The organism is Bacillus sp. FSL K6-3154, assembly GCF_040869395.1.
In the GTDB taxonomy this organism is placed as follows: domain Bacteria; phylum Bacillota; class Bacilli; order Bacillales; family Bacillaceae; genus Bacillus; species Bacillus safensis.
Map to the genome: position 1 here is coordinate 3,310,377 of NZ_CP152033.1, position 20,669 is coordinate 3,331,045.

Annotated in this window: 24 protein-coding genes; all 24 read left to right on the top strand. The window is 41.6% G+C overall.

The window, feature by feature from the left end; genetic code table 11:
• Positions 1 to 61: 61 nt before the first annotated feature.
• From fliE to MHH61_RS17215, 24 genes are read left to right on the top strand one after another with little or no spacing between them, the layout of a single operon-like run.
• Positions 62 to 325, top strand: coding sequence for a flagellar hook-basal body complex protein FliE (fliE, locus tag MHH61_RS17100; RefSeq protein WP_231506888.1), 264 nt, complete (start codon positions 62 to 64; stop codon positions 323 to 325).
• Between the two features lie 49 nt (positions 326 to 374).
• Complete coding sequence (fliF, locus tag MHH61_RS17105) at positions 375 to 1,967, top strand: flagellar basal-body MS-ring/collar protein FliF (RefSeq protein WP_024424177.1); 1,593 nt, start codon at positions 375 to 377, stop codon at positions 1,965 to 1,967.
• Positions 1,968 to 1,978: 11 nt separating this feature from the next.
• A complete protein-coding gene (gene fliG, locus MHH61_RS17110) occupies positions 1,979 to 2,995 on the top strand; it encodes a flagellar motor switch protein FliG (RefSeq protein ID WP_024424176.1) in 1,017 nt (338 codons plus the stop codon).
• Positions 2,988 to 3,752: a flagellar assembly protein FliH gene (gene fliH, locus MHH61_RS17115; RefSeq protein WP_125586796.1), complete on the top strand. Its 765-nt coding sequence runs from the start codon at positions 2,988 to 2,990 to the stop codon at positions 3,750 to 3,752. Before fliG ends, fliH begins: the two co-directional genes overlap by 8 nt.
• Entirely contained in the window at positions 3,749 to 5,065 is a 1,317-nt protein-coding gene (gene fliI, locus MHH61_RS17120) for a flagellar protein export ATPase FliI (protein WP_024424174.1), read from the top strand. The genes fliH and fliI overlap by 4 nt, the downstream gene beginning before the upstream one ends.
• Positions 5,066 to 5,073: 8 nt before the next feature.
• Positions 5,074 to 5,517 (top strand): flagellar export protein FliJ, encoded by a 444-nt coding sequence (gene fliJ / locus MHH61_RS17125; RefSeq protein ID WP_024424173.1) that lies wholly within the window; start codon positions 5,074 to 5,076, stop codon positions 5,515 to 5,517.
• 12 nt (positions 5,518 to 5,529) lie between these two features.
• The gene (locus MHH61_RS17130) at positions 5,530 to 6,231 is read left to right on the top strand and encodes a MotE family protein (protein WP_169510835.1); all 702 of its coding nucleotides are present in this window, start codon (positions 5,530 to 5,532) and stop codon (positions 6,229 to 6,231) included.
• Positions 6,232 to 7,557 carry a flagellar hook-length control protein FliK gene (locus MHH61_RS17135; RefSeq protein ID WP_125586792.1) on the top strand — a complete coding sequence of 442 codons (1,326 nt, stop codon included), beginning with the start codon at positions 6,232 to 6,234 and terminating at the stop codon, positions 7,555 to 7,557. It abuts the gene before it with no gap.
• Positions 7,557 to 8,003: a flagellar hook assembly protein FlgD gene (gene flgD, locus MHH61_RS17140; protein WP_025092581.1), complete on the top strand. Its 447-nt coding sequence runs from the start codon at positions 7,557 to 7,559 to the stop codon at positions 8,001 to 8,003. Before MHH61_RS17135 ends, flgD begins: the two co-directional genes overlap by 1 nt.
• A 17-nt stretch (positions 8,004 to 8,020) precedes the next feature.
• The gene (gene flgG, locus MHH61_RS17145; RefSeq protein ID WP_024424169.1) at positions 8,021 to 8,812 is read left to right on the top strand and encodes a flagellar basal body rod protein FlgG; all 792 of its coding nucleotides are present in this window, start codon (positions 8,021 to 8,023) and stop codon (positions 8,810 to 8,812) included.
• A gap of 37 nt (positions 8,813 to 8,849) precedes the next feature.
• Positions 8,850 to 9,065: a flagellar FlbD family protein gene (locus MHH61_RS17150; RefSeq protein ID WP_008344794.1), complete on the top strand. Its 216-nt coding sequence runs from the start codon at positions 8,850 to 8,852 to the stop codon at positions 9,063 to 9,065.
• A complete protein-coding gene (gene fliL, locus MHH61_RS17155; RefSeq protein WP_024424168.1) occupies positions 9,062 to 9,490 on the top strand; it encodes a flagellar basal body-associated protein FliL in 429 nt (142 codons plus the stop codon). Before MHH61_RS17150 ends, fliL begins: the two co-directional genes overlap by 4 nt.
• Before the next feature lie 32 nt (positions 9,491 to 9,522).
• Complete coding sequence (gene fliM, locus MHH61_RS17160) at positions 9,523 to 10,521, top strand: flagellar motor switch protein FliM (protein WP_024424167.1); 999 nt, start codon at positions 9,523 to 9,525, stop codon at positions 10,519 to 10,521.
• Positions 10,511 to 11,632 (top strand): flagellar motor switch phosphatase FliY, encoded by a 1,122-nt coding sequence (gene fliY / locus MHH61_RS17165; protein WP_125586790.1) that lies wholly within the window; start codon positions 10,511 to 10,513, stop codon positions 11,630 to 11,632. Before fliM ends, fliY begins: the two co-directional genes overlap by 11 nt.
• Positions 11,633 to 11,659: 27 nt before the next feature.
• On the top strand, positions 11,660 to 12,022 hold the full coding sequence (locus tag MHH61_RS17170) for a response regulator (RefSeq protein WP_007499584.1): 363 nt from the start codon (positions 11,660 to 11,662) through the stop codon (positions 12,020 to 12,022).
• 57 nt (positions 12,023 to 12,079) lie between these two features.
• On the top strand, positions 12,080 to 12,700 hold the full coding sequence (fliZ, locus tag MHH61_RS17175; protein ID WP_231506887.1) for a flagella biosynthesis regulatory protein FliZ: 621 nt from the start codon (positions 12,080 to 12,082) through the stop codon (positions 12,698 to 12,700).
• Entirely contained in the window at positions 12,693 to 13,358 is a 666-nt protein-coding gene (gene fliP / locus MHH61_RS17180; protein WP_008354479.1) for a flagellar type III secretion system pore protein FliP, read from the top strand. Before fliZ ends, fliP begins: the two co-directional genes overlap by 8 nt.
• 16 nt (positions 13,359 to 13,374) lie before the next feature.
• Complete coding sequence (gene fliQ / locus MHH61_RS17185; RefSeq protein ID WP_003211206.1) at positions 13,375 to 13,644, top strand: flagellar biosynthesis protein FliQ; 270 nt, start codon at positions 13,375 to 13,377, stop codon at positions 13,642 to 13,644.
• 3 nt (positions 13,645 to 13,647) lie between these two features.
• A complete protein-coding gene (gene fliR, locus MHH61_RS17190) occupies positions 13,648 to 14,430 on the top strand; it encodes a flagellar biosynthetic protein FliR (protein ID WP_125586788.1) in 783 nt (260 codons plus the stop codon).
• Complete coding sequence (gene flhB / locus MHH61_RS17195) at positions 14,427 to 15,515, top strand: flagellar biosynthesis protein FlhB (protein WP_125586786.1); 1,089 nt, start codon at positions 14,427 to 14,429, stop codon at positions 15,513 to 15,515. The genes fliR and flhB overlap by 4 nt, the downstream gene beginning before the upstream one ends.
• A gap of 29 nt (positions 15,516 to 15,544) precedes the next feature.
• Positions 15,545 to 17,578: a flagellar biosynthesis protein FlhA gene (flhA, locus tag MHH61_RS17200; RefSeq protein WP_025092587.1), complete on the top strand. Its 2,034-nt coding sequence runs from the start codon at positions 15,545 to 15,547 to the stop codon at positions 17,576 to 17,578.
• On the top strand, positions 17,578 to 18,696 hold the full coding sequence (gene flhF / locus MHH61_RS17205; RefSeq protein WP_125586783.1) for a flagellar biosynthesis protein FlhF: 1,119 nt from the start codon (positions 17,578 to 17,580) through the stop codon (positions 18,694 to 18,696). Before flhA ends, flhF begins: the two co-directional genes overlap by 1 nt.
• The gene (locus MHH61_RS17210; protein ID WP_125586781.1) at positions 18,690 to 19,595 is read left to right on the top strand and encodes a MinD/ParA family protein; all 906 of its coding nucleotides are present in this window, start codon (positions 18,690 to 18,692) and stop codon (positions 19,593 to 19,595) included. Before flhF ends, MHH61_RS17210 begins: the two co-directional genes overlap by 7 nt.
• Positions 19,592 to 20,665, top strand: a complete 1,074-nt coding sequence (locus tag MHH61_RS17215) for a chemotaxis response regulator protein-glutamate methylesterase (RefSeq protein WP_024426987.1) — start codon at positions 19,592 to 19,594, stop codon at positions 20,663 to 20,665. The genes MHH61_RS17210 and MHH61_RS17215 overlap by 4 nt, the downstream gene beginning before the upstream one ends.
• Positions 20,666 to 20,669 lie beyond the last annotated feature (4 nt).

Below are 20,669 nucleotides of genomic sequence, written 5' to 3' on the forward strand. Positions count from 1 at the left end.
AAAATAATTGGTTAATGCAATATCTCCTTTCCAGCTTCAAACTGCTCAGCAAGCAAGTGAATTGACGAATGCAACGCCCGTTCAGGCGGCTGCACCTAAAAGTCAAACGAATTTCTCTGATGTGCTGAAGAATTCCATTGAGGCATTAAATCAATCACAGCTGAAATCAGACCAGTATACAAATGCGCTTGCACAAGGAAAAGATGTCAATCTCGATGAAGTCATGATTGCCTCGCAAAAAGCGAGTGTTACACTCACAGCTGCAACAGAGTTTCGAAATAAAGCAGTCGAAGCGTACCAAGAGATTATGAGAATGCAGATGTAGGAGGTGCTGGTGGACAAAAAAAGACTGAATGGAATGACCGGGGGTTAAGATGAATCGTACTTTAATGCAATTAAGAACAAAAACAGTTGAGTTTTGGCGAAATCGATCAAAATTACAAAAAATACTCATGATTGGCGGCGTTGCTGCCCTAGCAATCATTATTACGGTTGTTAGCATCTTTGCTTCTTCTGAAAAAATGGTTCCGCTCTTTAGAGACTTGTCTGAGGCAGAAGCTGGACAAATCAAACAGGAACTAGATGGCAAAAACGTTAAATCGGAACTTGCAAACAATGGAACAACGATTCTCGTTCCAGAAAAGCAAGCAGATTCTTTAAAAGTAACACTCGCATCTGAAGGGCTCCCTAAGACAGGCAACATTGATTATTCCTTCTTTGCAAACAATTCAGGCTTCGGTTTAACAGATAATGAATTTGATGTTCTGAAAGTAGACGCAACTCAGACAGAACTATCCAATCTGATCAACACAATTGATGGGATTAAAGATTCAAAAGTGATGATTAACCTGCCAAAAGATTCCGTTTTTGTTGGAGAAGAGCAAAGTAATGCATCAGCATCCATTGTGCTGCAAGTTGAGCCAGGCTACACGCTCACACCGCAGCAAGTAAAAGGCCTTTATCATCTTATTTCAAAAAGTGTGCCGAATTTAAAAACAGAAAACATTGTCATTATGGACCAAGATTCCAACTACTACGACTTAAACACCAGCTCCGATTCCTATGCAAGTGGAATGGATGCACAGCAGCAGAAAAAAGAGGAAATCGAAAAGAATCTTCAAAGAAAAATTCAGCAGCTGCTTGGAACAATGATGGGTCAAGATAAAGTGGCTGTATCGGTCACAACAGACATTGACTTTACTGAAGAAAAAAGAAAAGAAGACCTTGTAGAACCTGTTGATAAAGAAAACATGCAGGGAATTGCTGTCAGCGCTGAAAAGATTGCTGAAACTTATTCAGGTAATGGCGCAGCAGCTGGAGGCACCGCTGGAACAGGTGATGATGATGTCACAAATTATCAAGGTGCCGATGGAGCGAATGGAAGCGGAGATTACGAAAAGAGCGAAGATCGTATCAATTATGAAGTCAACCGCATTCATAAAGATATCAAAGAAAGTCCTTATAAAATCAGAGATGTTGGCATTCAAGCATTGGTCGAACCACCAACTGCAAACGATGTAAACTCTTTAACGGCTGAAAGACAAGATGATATCAAAAAGATTCTTTCAACGATCATTAGCACATCGATTGATAAAGAATACACAAATGGTCAAGCGCTCACTCAAGCAGACTTAGATAACAAAATCGTTTTATCTGTATCAAAATTAGACGGTAAACAGCAAACTGCGGCAGATAACCCTTCAAACAATATTCCAATCTGGGTTTATATTGTAGGCGGTGTGCTCCTACTTGCAATTATCGCTCTTATCATTCTTCTTGTACGCAAGCGTAGAAGAGATGAAGAAGAAGAGTTTGAGTTTGATGAACGTACACCAATCGATGTTCCTGATATCGACACTGAACCAGAAACAGAAGAAATGGTGAGAAAAAATCAGCTTGAAAAAATGGCAAAAGAAAAACCAGAAGACTTTGCTAAATTGCTACGCAGCTGGCTGTCCGAGGATTAGGAGGAATACACATGTCGAGAAAAGATCCAAATCGACTAACAGGCAGACAAAAAGCAGCAATCCTAATGATTTCCTTAGGGCTAGACGTGTCAGCATCTGTATACAAACATCTGTCTGAAGACGAAATAGAAAAATTAACATTAGAAATTTCCAATGTACGAAGTGTAGATACTGCTAAAAAAGATGAAGTCATCGAAGAGTTTCACAGCATTGCCATCGCGCAGGACTACATATCGCAGGGCGGTCTTATGTACGCAAGACAAGTGCTTGAAAAAGCGCTTGGTGAGGATAAAGCGGACAGCATCTTAAACAGGCTGACATCCTCTCTTCAAGTGAAACCATTTGATTTTGCTCGAAAGGCTGAGCCAGAACAAATTTTAAACTTTATCCAGCATGAGCATCCACAAACGATTGCACTTATCCTTTCCTACCTGGATCCAGTGCAGGCTGGGCAAATTTTATCTGAGTTAGGCGAGGAAGTACAAACTGAGGTTGCGAGACGTATTGCCTTAATGGACCGCACATCTCCAGAGATCATCAATGAGGTGGAACGTATTCTTGAACAAAAGCTTTCTTCAACCTTTACGCAGGACTATACGCAAACGGGCGGAGTCGAAGCGGTTGTAGAAGTGCTAAATGGTGTAGACCGTGCTACTGAGAAGACCATTTTAGACACACTTGAAATTCAAGATCCAGAGCTTGCGGATGAAATTAAGAAACGTATGTTTGTCTTTGAGGATATTGTCACTCTTGACAGCAGAGCGATTCAGCGCGTTATCAGAGATGTTGAAAATGATGACTTATTGCTCGCACTCAAAGTGGCAAGCGAAGAGGTCAAAGAAATTGTCTTCCGCAACATGTCACAGCGTATGGTCGAAACATTCAAAGAAGAAATGGAGTTTATGGGGCCTGTCCGGCTTAGAGATGTCGAGGAAGCACAAACCCGTATTGTCAGCATCGTAAGACGACTTGAGGAAGCTGGAGAAATCGTCATAGCTCGAGGCGGAGGAGACGATATCATTGTCTAGGATTATCAAACATGAAACATCTGTTATTCCTGAACAAGGACGGCAAACGATTCCTTTACAGCAAGTAAACTTTAAAAGAGAACATCACGAAGAAGAGCTTGTCAATGAAACCGAAGCATCGCAGCTAGTACTTAGTGATGCAGAAGATCAAGCGAGCCGCATATTAGAACAAGCGAACAGTGAACTGGAAAAAACAATGGCTGAAATCAATCAGCGCCGGACTGATTTTGAAGAAGAAAGAATGCAGCTCATTGAAGAAGCGAAACAAGCAGGTTATCAAGACGGCTTCCAAAAGGGCGAAGCAGATGCGAATATGCAGTACCAAGCTACTCTTGATCAAGCAAATGACATCGTCAGTCTTGCAAGGCAGGACTACGAAGAAAAAATTGAAAGCTCTGCTGAGCAAATTGTGGAACTCGCTTTTGAACTCGCCAAACGCGTTTGGAATGCAGCTGAGGACACGAAAGATCAATTTTTGGCTCTTGTGAAGCAGGTCATTTCAGAAGTGAAAGAATATGATGATATTTCCATCTATGTTGACCCTGAACATTACGAGCATGTGATGGAATATAAAGACGAATTGATTAGAATCCTTCAAAAGGATACACACCTTGCCATTTACTCGGATGAAAAAGCACCAAAAGGAACTTGTTACGTAGAAACAAGTTTTGGAAAAGTGGAAGCGAGTGTTGATACCCAAATGAATCAGTTGAAAGAAAAACTATTAGAAGTCATTGATTCAGGTGATCACAAATGAAAATGGATGTACTAAAAGAAACGATTGAAACCGCTGATCCTTATAAACGATTTGGTAAAGTCAATCGAGTGGTTGGGCTGATGATTGAATCTAAGGGGCCGGAGAGTTCGATCGGTGATGTATGTCTCATTCATAAAAAAGGGAGCAAGCACCATCCGATAAAAGCAGAGGTCGTAGGGTTTAGAGATGAAAACATTCTGCTCATGCCTTATGTAGAAGCATCCAATATTTCACCAGGAAGTCTTGTTGAAGCGACGGGTGAGTCGCTGAAGGTCAAAGTAGGGACTGGATTAATTGGTGAAGTCGTTGATGCCTTCGGTGATCCACTTGATGGCAGTATGCTTCCAAAAGGACTTGCACCTGTTTCGACAGATCAGTCACCCCCAAATCCGATGGACAGACCGCCTATTCGAGAAAAGATGGGTGTCGGTGTTAGAGTGATTGACAGTCTGCTCACAGTTGGCACTGGTCAAAGGATCGGGATTTTTGCCGGAAGCGGTGTTGGAAAAAGTACCTTAATGGGGATGATTGCAAAGCAGACAGAAGCAGACCTGAATGTCATTGCCCTTGTTGGAGAGCGTGGCCGTGAAGTTCGTGAGTTTATTGAAAAGGATTTAGGTGCCGAAGGACTGAAGCGATCCATTGTTGTCGTTGCAACTTCTGACCAGCCTGCACTGACGAGACTGAAAGCTGCCTATACTGCAACAGCCATTGCGGAATATTTCAGGGACAGAGGCAAAAATGTCATGTTCATGATGGATTCTGTTACGAGGGTTGCCATGGCGCAAAGGGAAATAGGACTCGCAACTGGCGAGCCGCCAACAACAAAAGGATATACACCTTCAGTGTTCGCTATACTGCCAAAATTGCTCGAACGAACTGGAACAAATCAGCTTGGTTCCATCACAGCGTTTTACACAGTGCTTGTTGATGGGGACGATATGAACGAGCCGATCGCTGATACAGTGAGGGGGATCCTTGACGGGCACATTGTACTTGATCGTGCTTTAGCCAACAAAGGACAATTTCCCGCTGTTAACATTCTGAAAAGTATCAGCCGTGTCATGAGTAATATCGCAAGTCATGATCACAAGGAGGCGGCTAACCGGTTCCGCCAGCTTTTATCCACTTATCAAAACGCTGAAGATCTCATTAATATTGGAGCATATAAAAAAGGCTCCTCCAAAGATATTGATGAAGCTATGCAGGCTTACCCTCACCTGATTTCATTTTTGAAACAGGATGTAGAAGAGGCTGTATCTATTGAAGACAGTGTGAGTTTATTGCTCAGTTTGATGAATAGAGAGGATTGACAAAAACAGTGAGATATCAATACAAATTTCAAAAGCTCTTAGAACTGAAAGAAAGTGAAAAAGACAAGTCACTCGCAGCATACCAACAATCCGTTTCGGCATTTGAGCAAGTTGCTGAAAAACTCTATGAAAATATGAGTAAAAAAGAGCTAATGGAAAAAAGCAAAGAAGAAAAGCTGAGAAGCGGAATGAGTGTTCAAGAAATGCGTCATTACCAGCAATTTGTGACCAACTTAGATAACACCATCCAGCATTATCAGCAGCTTGTGATCATGAAACGCCATCAAATGAATGAAAAACAATCTGATTTAACTGAAAAAAACATTGAGTTTAAAAAGTTTGAAAAAATGAAAGAAAAGCAATTTGAAAAGTTCTCCCTTGAACATAAGGCAATTGAAATGAAAGAAATGGATGATATCTCTATCAGCCAATTCATGTTTCAAGGACATTAGGAGTCGAGATGAATGCCTAAGAAGGAAAAAACGAAGGAATCAGGCGGCGGGAAATTTCAATGGATCTTGTTTATTGTCATCATCCCATTGATTGTGCTTGTGATTGTCACTGGCACGATCCTTTATATGGCAGGTTTTGATCTAAAAAAACCGCTCCAAAACATTCCGGTGATCAGCAGCTTAGTTGGTTCAGATGACACCTCAAAAACGTCATCTTCACCTAATGATCAAAGCGATGCAGAGTTAAAAGAACTGAAAAAGACCATTAAAGAGCAAAAGAATGAGCTCGAAATTGCACAAAAAGATTTGAAAACAAGTGATGAAGAGATTAAAAGACTGAATCAAAAAATCAATTCACTTGAAAAAACATCTGAAAATGATGCAAAGAATACGTCTGCCAATGACAGTTCATCGAATAACAGCTCATCAAATAACACGTCAGATAATAACTCAGCAGGGACCTCCCCTGATGCAGCGGCATCCTCTAATCAGCAGACAAAAGGAAAGGTCGCCAGCATTTATGAAAGCATGGACCCAGGGAAATCCGCCAAAATTTTATCAGAACTAAGTGATAAAGAGGCGTTAAAAATCCTTGAAGAGCTGAGCAAAAATAAACTGACAGACATATTAGCAAAACTGACACCTCAGAAGGCAGCAACGTTTACAAAAGAGCTTGCCAAAAAAGAAGAAAGTGAAAATGGGGGTGAACAATAAGTGAAGTTATTGGATATTGGAGCCTTACAGCAATCTTCTCAAGGTCTCTCAGGGCTAAAAGGAGACAGCGCTGCATCTGCACGAGGTTTGTTTAAACAATTGCTTAGCGGAGCAGGCGCTCAAAGCGGTCCTGTTCATGCTGAGACAGCCGCTGCTGCCTCTCTTTCTATCAATGATGCGATGCAAATTGTTGAAAAATGGATGCAATCACCTGAAGAAGGAATGAACGCAGACCTACTAAGTGCGCTTCAAACACTACAGGGTCAAACGCTTGAATCATCTGATCTCAAATCACTTGAAGGATTATTTCAAAAAATGGAATCTTCCATTTACGGTGATCAAGCTGAAAAGCCAGGTTCTGAACATAGTGAACAGCTCATACAAGTCCACTTCTTCATCTATCAATTGCTCAATCAACAGCCGCCAAGCTTTGATGCGAAACTTGTGCAGGATATTGAAGGAAAAGGTCAAGACTTTATCCACTTTCTTTCGAAAAACGGGGTAGATGAAAAACTCATTCAGCAAGTAAAAGAGCAGTTCTTCTCGCAGGGATCAGCGCCAAAGTTGAATTCGATGACTCAAAATGAGCTAAAGCACTTTAATCAGTTAATCGACCATATGATGGCGAATGCGAAAGGGTCTGACAAAGAGTGGAAAATTTCACTTGGCGAGTTGAAAGAACTAATCTCTCCAAAACAAGAATCTACACTCGCTTCTCCGGCAAAAGGGAATGCATCTCTTGAGTGGCTCATCAAAAAAGAAGTCGTTAAAGGACAAAGCGCTGCTGCACCAGCTTCTGAAAAAATAATGACCCATACACTTTTGCCAGGTCATAAGCAGTTTTTCCAACTGCAGTCAGCGGCTCCTGTTCAGCAGACACAAACGACTGATGAAAAGCCGGGAACAGTTGATCAGCAAATTCTAAACACGTGGAAGCAAATGAAATTCACGCCGTTTGGCAATTCAAGCGGACGCTTTACCGTTCGATTAAATCCAGAAAATCTTGGATTCATTACCATTCAGCTAACGAAGCAAAACGGTATGTATGCGAGTAAAATTACAGCCTCGACGCAAGCAGCGAAAGAACTGTTAGAGCATCATCTGCCGCAGCTCAAGCAGGCGCTTCCGAATATGTCGGTTCAAGTGGACCGTTTCCATATACCGCTTCAATCAAATGAGCAGCCGTTATTTGGACAGTTTAGTGAAGAAAACAAGCAGCAGCAGCCAAAAGGACAGAATTTCCAGCAGACTGATGAACAGGAAGCAGAATTCCAAGATGTACTGGACGCTCTTGTTGGGTCAGATGAAGAAGAGGAGGAGATCTAATGGCAACAGTTGATGCTACAAATAGAACAGCCGCACAAGCAGACACTTCTTCAAAAGCAGAAAAGAAAACAGATACGCTTGGCAAAGATCAATTCTTGAAAATTTTGCTCACGCAGCTTCAAAACCAAGATCCGACAAACCCGATTGATGACCGTGAGTTTGTCACGCAGCTTGCGACATTTTCATCTTTAGAACAGCAAACCAATATGAACGATTCGATCACCAAGCTGAATCAGCTCATGTCTACATTTGTTGCACACCAAGATCCGTTTACGACATATGTAGGCTGGATTGGTAAAGAAGTATCGGGCAAATTGGATGATAAAGAGATATCGGGCACTGTGAAGTCTGTTAAAAACATAGACAATGAATACTTACTTGTTTTAGAAGATGGTACGAAAATCAGCCCTTGGGATGTTACAGCAGTTGGAGAAAAAACGAAGTAATTCGAGGAGGAAAATAAATGTTACGCTCACTTTACTCAGGAATTAGCGGAATGAAAAACTTCCAAACAAAATTAGATGTGGTAGCCAATAACGTAGCCAACGTCAATACACACGGATACAAAAAAAGCCGTATCACGTTTAAAGATATGGTCAGTCAAACCATTTCAAGCTCAGGTGGACCAACGAACAACTCTGGTTCAATTAACTCAAAACAAGTTGGTTTAGGATCATCTTTAGCTTCTATTGATAAAGTCATGTCACCGGGATCTTCTCAAAATACAGATGAACCTTACGACTTCTATATCAATGGAGATGGATTTTTCCGTATTGAAAGTCAAGGAGAAGTTCTTTATACAAGAACCGGGAACTTTAGACGTGATTCGGAGGGAAATTTAACGACTACTGACGGAAATTACCTTCTCGGAATGGATGGACAAAAAATAACGATCCCAGATGGCATTTCAAGTGTAAGTGTTGGTCCAGATGGAACAATTTCGGTTGTTGAAAACAACGTATCTAGAAATGTTGGACAGATTTCACTCGTATCTTTCAGTAACGCAGGAGGATTAGACAAAGTTGGTGACAACCTTTACCGCCAAACGTTAAGTTCAGGTGCACCAAGTAACCCTATCGTACCTGGTCAAGAAGGAACTGGCGTGATCCAAACAGGTAAACTAGAAATGTCAAACGTTGATTTAACAGATGAGTTTACCGAAATGATTATCGCGCAGCGCGGATTCCAATCGAATGCAAAGACGATCACAACATCTGATGAAATTCTGCAAGAGCTTGTGAATCTGAAACGATAGGAGGTAGGGGGAGCGGATGCTCGCTTCTCTGCTTAATATGATTGAAGTGACAAGATTAAATGGCAAAGGATTTATGCTGAACGCTCTCCATATCGAGCAAATCGAAAGTTTTCCAGACACGACCATTACTTTGGCCAATGGAAAGAAATTCGTTGTGAAAGAAGATGAAGAGCAGCTTCAAGAGAAAATCATTTCTTTCTACAGAAAAATCCAAGTCATTTCATTGAATCAAGGAATAGAGGAGTTTGAATGAAGAAGAAATTAGTCGTAGTAATGCTAATCATGATTATTGCCATCGTCGGAATTGGAGCAGGCATCTTTTTTCTGCTGAATGGGTCAGACGAAGCAAAAGCCGAAAAAGAGCCAACAGCAGATGAAGTTGTAAAAGCTTCTGTTGAAATTCCTGAGATTATCACCAATTTAAAATCTGAAGGAAATGCTGTCAAACTTGTCCTGAATATTGAAACGGACTCTGAAAAAGCAAAATCAGAGCTTGAGAAAAGAAGTTTCCAGGTAAAAGATGCTGTCATCGACATTTTATCAGACACGAATGCAGATGAACTTGATGGCAAAAAAGGCAGAGAACATTTTAAAACACAAGTCAAAAACAAAGTGAATAACTATTTGCAAGATGGCAAGGTGAAAGAAGTATATATAACCTCCTTTAATCTGCAATAGAGGCGATTAATTAACGCGATGGAGGTGAAGAAATGTCAGGAGAAGTGCTTTCCCAGAATGAGATCGACGCATTATTATCCGCCATCTCAACAGGCGAAATGGATGCAGAAGAGCTGAAAAAAGAGGAAACGACGAAAAAAGTGAAGGTGTATGACTTTAAACGTGCACTGCGCTTTTCAAAAGACCAGATTCGTAGTTTAACAAGGATTCATGATAACTTCGCTAGACTGCTCACCACGCATTTTTCAGCGCAGCTAAGATCATATATTCAAATTACTGTCAGCTCGGTTGACCAAGTACCATACGAAGAATTTATTCGTTCGATTCCTAATATGACATTATTAAACTTATTTTATGTCAGCCCGCTTGAAGGAAGAATCATGCTTGAAGTAAACCCAACAATCGGCTATGCGATGATGGACAGGCTGATGGGCGGGATTGGCATTAGTCATAATAAGACAGAATCACTTACAGAAATTGAAACAAAGATTATCTCAAACATGTTTGAGGGAGCTTTGGAAAATTACAGAGAAGCGTGGCAGTCCATAACCGACATCGAGCCTGAAATGGCAGATTTCGAGGTAAATCCCCAGTTTGTTCAAATGGTGTCACCAAACGAAACAGTTGTCGTCATTTCTCTTAATACACAAATTGGCGAGGTAAGCGGGGTTATTAACCTATGTATTCCTCACGTTGTATTAGAGCCTATTATTCCGAAGCTGTCTGTACACTACTGGATGCAGTCTGAACGAAATGAACCAAAACAGCAAGAAACAAAGGCCATTGAAAAACGGATTATGAAGGCAAAAATACCGGTAGTCGCAGAGCTGGGACAATCGGAAATGACGGTGGAAGAGTTTTTGAATTTGGAAATTGGTGATTGTATTGCCTTGGACAAACCAGTAAATGCGCCTCTTACTGTTATGGTCGGAAATAAACCGAAATTCTTGGGACAGGCCGGCCGCGTGAATCGGAAACAGGCGATTCAAATTCTAGATCACGACATAAGAGGTGAAGAAGATGGAGAATAACGGAAGTAAATTATCACAAGACGAAATCGATGCGCTCCTTAAAGGAGGCAGCAATGACGATATAGAGCCTGATACAATCCTTTCTGCAATGGAGCAAGATGCCATTGGAGAAATCGGAAATATTTCATTTGGCAGCTCTGCAACAGCACTTTCAACCCTATTAAATCAAAAAGTGGAGATTACAACTCCAACTGTTACAGTGATTCAAAAAAGTATGCTGAATGAGGAATTTCCTCATCCGTATGTCGCTATTGAAGTGAATTATACGGAAGGTTTCAGCGCAAGTAACCTGCTTGTCGTCCAGCAAACAGATGCAGCAGTTATTGCGGACTTAATGATGGGCGGAGACGGGACAAATGCTGACCCTTCTTTAAGTGAGATTCACTTAAGTGCAGTACAAGAAGCAATGAACCAAATGATGGGTTCTGCTGCGACATCCATGTCGACTGTCTTTAATAAAAAGATTGATATTTCTCCGCCGCGCGTCGAATTACTTGATGTGAAAGAAGGAGAAGGGACAGACCGCATTCCAGCTGAAGAAATGCTTGTCAAAGTATCCTTCAGATTAAAAATAGGTGAACTCATCGATTCAAATATTATGCAGCTTTATCCTATTACATTTGCGAAGGATTTAATTGCAGAATTAACAGATCCTGCGCAAGAAGAAGCGCCGGTTCAAGAAGAAGTGAGTGCACCTGAACCTCAGCCGGCAGCACCGCAAACGCAGTCTGCCCCAGCGCAGCAAGCAGCACCGCCGAAAAGACAGGCGAAGCAAAAGCCGGCAGCACCTGTAAATGTGGCGCCAGTTGAATTTGAATCGTTCAGTGAGCCTCAGCATACAACAAGCCAGCTTGGAAACCTTGATATGCTGATGGACATTCCGCTTTCCATTACGGTGGAACTTGGAAGAACTCAGCGCAGTGTGAAAGAAGTTCTTGAGCTTTCAGCTGGAAGTATCATTGAACTGGATAAACTTGCTGGTGAGCCAGTAGACATTCTAGTGAACAAACGAATCGTCGCCAAAGGGGAAGTCGTTGTCATTGATGAGAACTTTGGTGTTCGTGTGACTGATATTTTAAGTCAGTCAGAAAGACTTTCTAATTTAAAATAAACAAACATATAGGGAGAGAATAAGTAAATGGCTACTAAGGTATTAATCGTAGATGATGCAGCATTCATGAGAATGATGATCAAGGATATTCTTGTAAAAAACGGATTTGATGTAGTAGGAGAAGCAGAAAACGGCGCACAAGCAGTTGAAAAATACAAAGAAACATCTCCTGATCTTGTCACAATGGATATCACCATGCCAGAAATGGACGGAATCACTGCACTAAAAGAAATTAAACAAATCGATGCTTCAGCAAAAATCATCATGTGTTCTGCTATGGGACAGCAGTCAATGGTTATTGACGCAATCCAAGCAGGTGCAAAAGACTTTATCGTGAAGCCATTCCAGGCAGACCGCGTACTTGAAGCAATTAATAAAACGTTAGGCTAAAAAAGGGTGTAAGATTTGTTGAAAAAACGTTTGATATGTATAGCAATGATCAGTTTTATGCTTTTCTTGACGATGCAGCCTGCCTCACTGTTTGCCGAAACGAAAGATCCTGAGAATGGCACAGTGAATGACTGGCTCAAAGGTGAGAAAGAAAGCAAAAAGGATACAGAGAAGAAAACCACTGACAATCAAACGAATCCGGCAGAAGAAGTTCCCTCTTCTTCTGTCTCCATTATGGATTTTGTCAAAATGATTGGTGCCTTACTTTTTGTCATCCTGCTTATTTATGGATTGGTGAGATTTGTTGGTAAGCAAAACCGCTTACTCAAACCATTTCGATATGTTGAAAATATTGGCGGAACGACAGTCGGACAAAACCGTTCAGTCCAGCTGATCAAAGTGGGCAAAAGAGTATTAGTTGTCGGCGTAGCAGACTCAATCCAGCTGCTAAAAGAGATTGATGATGAACAAGAATGTGAAGCAATCGTGAAACAATATGAAGAAGCGATGGAAAGCAAAACCGATTTACCAAAAATGGTTCAAAAATTCACATCGCAGGTAAAGAAACATGATCAGCCGACCACTTCTTCTTTTTCAGCCAATTTAAAGGCGCAGCTAGCCGAATTGAAAAAGACCCAATCAGAAGTCAGAAAGAAAGGCCCGAAACAAAATGAATGAGTTTATCGATTTATTTAATTCCAGCGGTGCAGGAAATATCAGCACATCTGTCCGTCTTCTATTACTTTTAACTGTATTTTCGGTTGCACCGGGCATTCTCATTTTAATGACTTGTTTTACACGGATTGTGATTGTTCTTTCATTCGTCAGAACATCACTTGCAACCAACTCAATGCCGCCAAACCAAGTGCTTGTTGGGCTTGCTTTGTTTCTCACATTTTTTATCATGGCTCCCACGTTCTCACAGATTAATAAAGAGGCGCTGACGCCGCTTTTAAATGATGACATCACGTTAAATCAGGCGTATGAAAAAGCCGAAGTGCCTATTAAAGAGTTTATGAGTAAACATACAAGACAGAAAGATTTGGCTTTATTTCTTAGCTACGCAAAAATGGATACACCTGAATCGATTAAAGATATTCCATTAACGGCGATGGTTCCCGCTTTTGCCATTTCAGAATTAAAGACGGCATTTCAAATTGGTTTTATGATCTTTATTCCATTTTTAATTATTGACATGGTGGTCGCAAGTGTTCTGATGTCAATGGGGATGATGATGCTTCCGCCGGTTATGATATCGCTCCCTTTCAAAATATTGTTATTTGTTTTAGTCGATGGATGGTATTTGATAGTTAAATCTTTGCTGCAAAGCTTTTAGAGTAGGTGCTTAAAACATGAGTTCAGAATTTGTCATTACGATGGCTGAAAGATCAGTGTATGTAGTATTGCTTGTGAGTGGGCCGCTTCTAGCGCTCGCACTTATTGTGGGACTGATTGTCAGTGTGTTTCAGGCGACAACCCAAATTCAAGAACAGACGCTTGCGTTTATTCCTAAGATTGTTGCTGTACTCATTGGGCTTGTTGTGTTTGGTCCATGGATGCTTTCAACAATCGTGTCCTTTACGACAGAGCTGTTCTCGAATTTAGATCGATTTGCAGGTTAACAAGTGATGTCAATCATAGAATTATTCCCTGCTTTTCTTTTAGTTTTTATTCGGATCACCGCTTTTTTTGTGACAGTACCGCTTTTAGCGCATAGAACGATCCCAGCTGTACACAGAGTTGGATTCTCGCTGTTTTTAGCTGTCATTAGTTTTAGCACCATAAAAGAACCGCCAGCACTCGACATAGACGGTCTTTATATGATGCTTGCGGTGAAAGAAGCGATGGTCGGTCTGCTGCTTGGGCTGATTGCATACATCATGGTGTCCGCTGTTCAAATTGCCGGCTCATTCATTGATTTTCAAATGGGTTTTGCGATTGCCAATATTATTGATCCGCAAACAGGGGCGCAGACGCCGCTGATGGGACAGTTTTTTTATACGGTCACATTGCTATTAATGCTGGCAACAAACGCACATCACCTGCTGCTTGATGGAATCTATTACAGCTTTCAATACATTGCAGTTGATCAATACGCGCTGAATTTCGGCAGTGAATCCTTTGCTTACTTTATCGCAAAGAGCTTCAACCAAATGTTTATCATCGCCTTTCAAATCTCGGCACCTGTCGTGGCAAGTCTATTTTTAGTCGATTTGGCGCTGGGGATTGTGGCACGTACAGTTCCGCAAATGAACGTATTTGTGGTCGGACTTCCTATTAAAATAGGTGTGAGTTTTATTATGATCATCATCTGTATGGGCGTCATCTTCGGTGTTGTCCAAAATACATTTGAAACGATTGTACTCACCATGAGGAATTTCTTAGCATTGGTCGGTGGTTCGTCATGATGACAAGGCTTAGACTAGACTTGCAATTTTTCGCAGGTGAAAAAACAGAAAAAGCAACGCCGAAAAAAAGGCGGGATTCACGTAAAAAAGGACAGGTTGCCAAAAGTACCGACGTCAATACAGCCATCTCATTTCTATTAATCTTTTTATCATTCTTTTTTATTGGGCCTTTTATGAAAGAGCGGATTATCGCGCTCATAGAACGTTTTTATTCAACAACCATTCTAATGAAGGTTAGCACATCTAATATTCATCAACTATTCTTGGAATTGCTTCAGGAAACAGGGCTCCTCCTCATGCCAATCCTTGGTGTTGGCATGCTGGCGGGGATTATCAGTAACTATTTACAAGTCGGCTTTCTCTTTTCAGCAGAAGTGATCAAACCGAAATTAGAAAAGCTTGACCCAATCAAAGGGTTTAAACGGATATACAGTATTCGAGCCCTCGTAGAGCTATTAAAATCCATTTTGAAAATTGGCTTTGTTGGCTTTGCGACATTTATTGCTCTTTGGATGCACTTTGACGAAATTCTGCGGCTTCCTTTATTAACAGCAGAGGAAACCCTTCATTTCGTTGCAAATATGACCTTAATTATGGGGCTGTATGCTGCTGGTGCTCTTTTGATTTTGGCAGGGCTTGATTATATGTATCAGAAATTTGATTATGAAAAAAACTTGAGGATGTCCAAACAAGACATCAAAGATGAGTATAAAAAATCAGAGGGTGACCCGCTCATCAAATCAAAGATTAAACAGCGTCAGCGGGAAATGGCCATGAGACGGATGATGCAGGAAGTCCCAAAAGCGGACGTCATCATTACAAACCCAACCCACTATGCCATTGCTTTAAAGTATGATGAAGAAAAAATGGACGCGCCCTATGTTGTGGCAAAGGGAACGGATATTTTGGCTTTGAAAATTAGAACGATTGCGAAAGAACATGATGTCATGACTGTAGAAAACCGCCCGCTTGCCCGTGCGCTCTATGATCAGGTCGACATCGACCAAGCGGTGCCGGAAGAATACTTTAAGGCCATCGCAGAAATTTTAGCTTACGTCTATAAAACGAAACAAAAGATTTTATGAATTTTTGGTTTTAAAAGGAGAGAACAGGCATGTCAGCAAGAGATTTATCTGTTATATTCAGTGTTATTTTAATTGTGGCGATGCTGGTCATACCGTTTCCGCCAATGCTATTAAGTATTTTAATTATTATTAATATTTCTCTTGCGCTTATCGTGCTTCTCACCACTATGAACATGCAAGAACCACTGGAATTTTCAATTTTTCCATCATTGCTTTTGCTCTTAACACTGTTTCGTTTAGGGCTTAACATCTCTACAACACGTTCTATTCTTTCAACAGGAGATGCTGGAAAGGTTGTCGAAACGTTCGGTTCATTTGTTGTTGGAGGAAATATCATCGTTGGTCTCGTTGTTTTCCTTATTCTGATCATCATTCAGTTTATTGTTATCACAAAAGGGGCTGAGCGTGTATCAGAGGTTGCGGCAAGATTTACACTTGATGCGATGCCAGGTAAACAAATGAGTATTGACGCTGATTTAAATGCAGGGATGCTGACAGAAAGTGAAGCAAGAAACCGCCGTGAAAAAGTAGCGAGGGAAGCAGACTTTTATGGAGCGATGGACGGTGCCAGTAAGTTCGTTAAAGGGGACGCCATCGCAGGTATTATCATCGTTATCATCAATATTATATTTGGAATCATTATCGGGATGCTTCAGCAAGGCATGTCGATTCAAGAATCAGCTTCTCACTTTACCCTATTAACGGTAGGGGACGGAATCGTTTCGCAAATTCCGGCACTCCTCATTTCAACGGCGACAGGGATTGTTGTTACGAGAGCAGCTTCTAACGGAAACCTTGGATCAGACATTACAGGTCAGCTCTTTGCCTTCCCAGCCATGCTTTATGTCACAGCAGGAACGATCTTCCTTCTTGGTTTGTTTACGCCAATCGGCGTACTTTTAACTGGGCCAATTGCAGGTTTAATAGCACTTGGCGCATACATGATGTCGAAAAACAAACAAGATCAAGAAGAAATCGAAGAGGTACTGGAAGAACAGGCAGAGGTAGAAGAGATGAAAAGTCCAGAAAGTGTTATTCATCTCCTGCAAATGGATGCTATTGAATTTGAATTTGGCTACGGCCTCATCCCGCTCGCTGATGCAAATCAGGGCGGTGACCTGTTAGACCGAATTGTGATGATCCGAAGGCAGCTTGCCCTCGAACTTGGTCTTGTCATTCCAGTCGTCCGGATCAGGGACAATATTGCACTGAACCCAAATGAATACCGGTTGAAAATTAAAGGGAACGAAGTAGCAAAAGGTGAGCTGCTGCTTGATCACTACTTAGCGATGTCCCCAACGCCTGATGATGATCCGATTGAAGGAATTGAAACAATCGAACCATCCTTTGGCCTGCCGGCTAAATGGATATCAGAAGCAGAAAAAGATCAGGCTGAGATGCTAGGCTATACGGTTGTGGACCCAGCGTCTGTTGTGTCTACTCACATCACAGAGAAGATTAGACAAAACACACACGAGCTGCTCGGACGCCAAGAAACGAAGCAATTAATCGATCATCTGAAAGAAAGTTATCCTGTCTTAGTGGATGAGGTAACACCAAATCCGCTGGCAGTCGGTGATATTCAAAAAGTGCTGGCGAAGCTGCTGAAAGAAAAGGTCTCTATCCGAAACCTTGTCACCATTTTTGAGACGCTTGCAGACTACGGAAAATTAACGACTGATACAGATTTATTAACAGAGTATGTTAGACAGGCGCTCGCAAGACAGATTACCGCACAGTATGCAAGAGAAAATGAATCACTCAAAGTTGTGACATGCTCAGGCCGAGTAGAAAAGGTGATTGCGGACAGCGTTCAGCAGACAGAGCATGGAAACTACTTATCGTTAGATCCAGAATCCTCTGAAAGTGTGATTCAATCAGTGGCGAGAGAAATTGAACAGCTTTCGCTTCGTCAGGAAACGCCGGTTCTATTATGCTCACCTCCTATAAGAATGTACGTTAAGCAGTTGTTAGAAAGATATTTCCCAGATTTACCGGTACTATCTTATAACGAACTAGAAGCGAATGTGGAAGTACAGAGCATCGGAGTGGTGGATATCTAATGAAAATGAAAAAAATCACAGCAAATTCTATGCAGGAGGCAACAATTCAAATCAGGCAGCAGCTTGGGAAAGATGCCGTTATTTTAAATTCTAAAACCGTTGTCAAACGCAAACTGTTCGGTTTGAAGAAACAGCAAATGGTCGAAGTGATTGCAGTGCTGGATCAAGATTTCGAGGAAAGAGCTGGTAAAGGGTTAAACCCTGCGCCGCCTCTTCCAGTATTACCAAAAAAGGAACAAGTTCAAAAGCTGCCCGAAGAGCCTTCATTTGCTCCCAAGGCGGCGAAACCAGCGCCTTCTCATACCCAGCCTTTAGAATATGTGAGGAATGAACGGCATGCGGGTATTCTGCCTGATCCTCTCATAGCAATCGATCAAAAGCTAAAGGATCAAGGACTTGATGATGCCATTCGAGACGAATGCCTGAAGGGTCTTTTAACAAAGGGTGCGGTTAAAGAAAATCACATAAAAAAAGAACTTGAACAACTGCTGACAAATATGCTTCCAGCTAAAACCTCTGATGAGCCGATGATTTCTTCAAAATACATTGTTTTGTTCGGTTCAACTGGAGCTGGTAAAACGACAACGATTGCAAAGCTTGCTGCTAAAACGGCCATTCAGCAGCAAAAGAAAATCGCTTTTATTACAACCGATACGTACCGGATTGCAGCGATCGAACAGCTGAAAACATATGCTGAACTGCTGAATGCACCGCTTGAGGTTTGTTATTCAAGAGAGGATTTTGTAAAAGCCCAAGAGACCTTTAAAGAGTATGATCATATCTTCATCGATACAGCAGGTCGTAACTTTAAAGAAGAAGCGTATATCAAAGAGCTGACCGACATTATTCCATTTGATGAGAGCATTCAAAGTTTTCTCGTGATGAGTGCTACATCGAAGTATCAAGACATGAAAGCCATGGTCAAACGCTTTGAACACGTTCCAATCAATCAATTCATTTTTACAAAAGTAGATGAAACGGACACGATGGGAACCATTTTTCAAATCATTGCTGACTCTCAAATCAAACTTGGTTTTTTAACAAATGGTCAAAATGTGCCTGAGGATATTCTTGAAGGCTCGCCTCTTGAACTAACAAGGATGGTTTTACAATCATGAAGCCCGACCAAGCAGAAGGGTTAAGAAAACTAGTTCAGCAGAGTCAAATGATCACACCGGCTCCTCCTAACGTCAGCGGACAGGCCAAAACCATTGCCGTCATGAGCGGTAAAGGCGGGGTAGGTAAATCGAATTTGACCCTGAATATGGCACTGTCTATCGCAAGTACAGAGAGAAGAGTGTTAGTGATTGATCTTGATTTTGGGATGGGGAATATTGATATTTTACTAGGGAAAACATCGACTAGTTCTATATTAGATGTTCTCGTTAGAAAAAAATCCTTCCAAGCAGCCATGACAAAAGGAACGGATAACCTATATTACATTTCTGGCGGAAGCGGGCTTGAACAGCTGTTTTCTTTAGATAAAGATCAATGGTCGTTCTTTTTGGAAGAGATGGAAAGAATGATGCAGGACTTCGATTGTATTTTCTTCGATATGGGAGCCGGCTTGTCAAAAGATCAGCTGCCTTTTGTCTTATCGGCAGGAGAAGTGGTCGTTGTGACTACGCCAGAGCCAACATCCATCATGGATGCCTACAGCGCGATTAAACACTTAGCCATTCATCAGTTTGAACGGTCTGTGCAAATCATTGTTAACCGGTGCAAAACCCCGTCAGAAGGGTCTGAAACCTACCGGAAATTAGCAGGAGTGGTCACATCTTTTCTTCACAGAAAACTTGTATTTGCTGGCGCTGTGCCTGATGATCCTGCGGTTCCTAAAGCAGTATCAGAACAAATTCCATTTTATATGAAGCAGCCTCATTCAAGGCTGAGTAAAACCATTAAGATGCTGGCAGAAACACTATATCATCAGCAGATAAGAGAGGCACGGAGAGAACAGCATACGTTTATAGATAAGTTGTCCTCTTTTTTTAAAAGGAGGAAGGTGGACTCATGATTAGAGTGCTAGTAGTAGATGACTCGGCCTTTATGAGAAAGCTCATTAGTGATTTTCTAAGTGCCGAGCAAGAAATAGAAGTCGTCGGAACGGCGCGAAATGGGGAAGATGCCTTAAAACGAATCAAGGAACTGAATCCAGATGTTGTCACATTAGATGTGGAAATGCCTGTTTTAAACGGAACAGAAGCATTAAAACAAATTCTGGCTGAACACGACCTTGCCGTGATTATGGTGTCAAGCCAGACAAAGCAAGGAAAAGATTTAACCATCCATTGCTTAGAACTCGGTGCTTTTGACTTTGTGACAAAGCCTTCGGGAAGTATTTCGCTCGATTTGCACAAAGTGAGAGGGCAAATTGTAGAGCGGGTACTTGCGGCAGGACTGTCAAGGAAACGCACTGAAGAGAAGGTGTCTCCTAAGCCGGTGATAAAGCCGCCAAGTCCAGTGGCTGCACCCCGTCTGCAACCAGTAAAAGGCAGCTCACTCCGAAAGATTATTACTATCGGAACATCTACAGGAGGACCAAGGGCACTTCAACGAGTCGTAACGAAGCTGCCTAAGGACATCGAGGCACCTATATTGATTGTGCAGCATATGCCAGCAGGATTCACGGCATCACTTGCTGCTAGGTTAGATCATTTATCACAAATTACGATTAAAGAAGCGCAAGATGGAGACATCGCGAAAAATGGAGTGGCTTACATAGCTCCTGGTGGAATGAATATGTCACTTCATGACCAAGGGGGATCACTTGTTATCAGGCTGTCCCCTGAAGACACGGAAAGCCGGCACAAGCCATCTGTTAACTATTTATTTGAATCCATCAGCAGCATAAAAGGTTACGAGAAAATCGCTGTCATTATGACAGGTATGGGCAGTGACGGTACTGAAGGTGTCAAAAAAATGGTCGCAAGCGGTCATACAAAAGTCATTGCAGAAAAAGAAGAATCATGTGTTGTTTTCGGAATGCCTAAATCAGTCATTAAAGCAGGCCTTGCACATGAAACAAGGCATGTGGATGACATCGCACATGCAATTATAAGCTCCATGAAAAAAGAGAGGGCGTGAACAC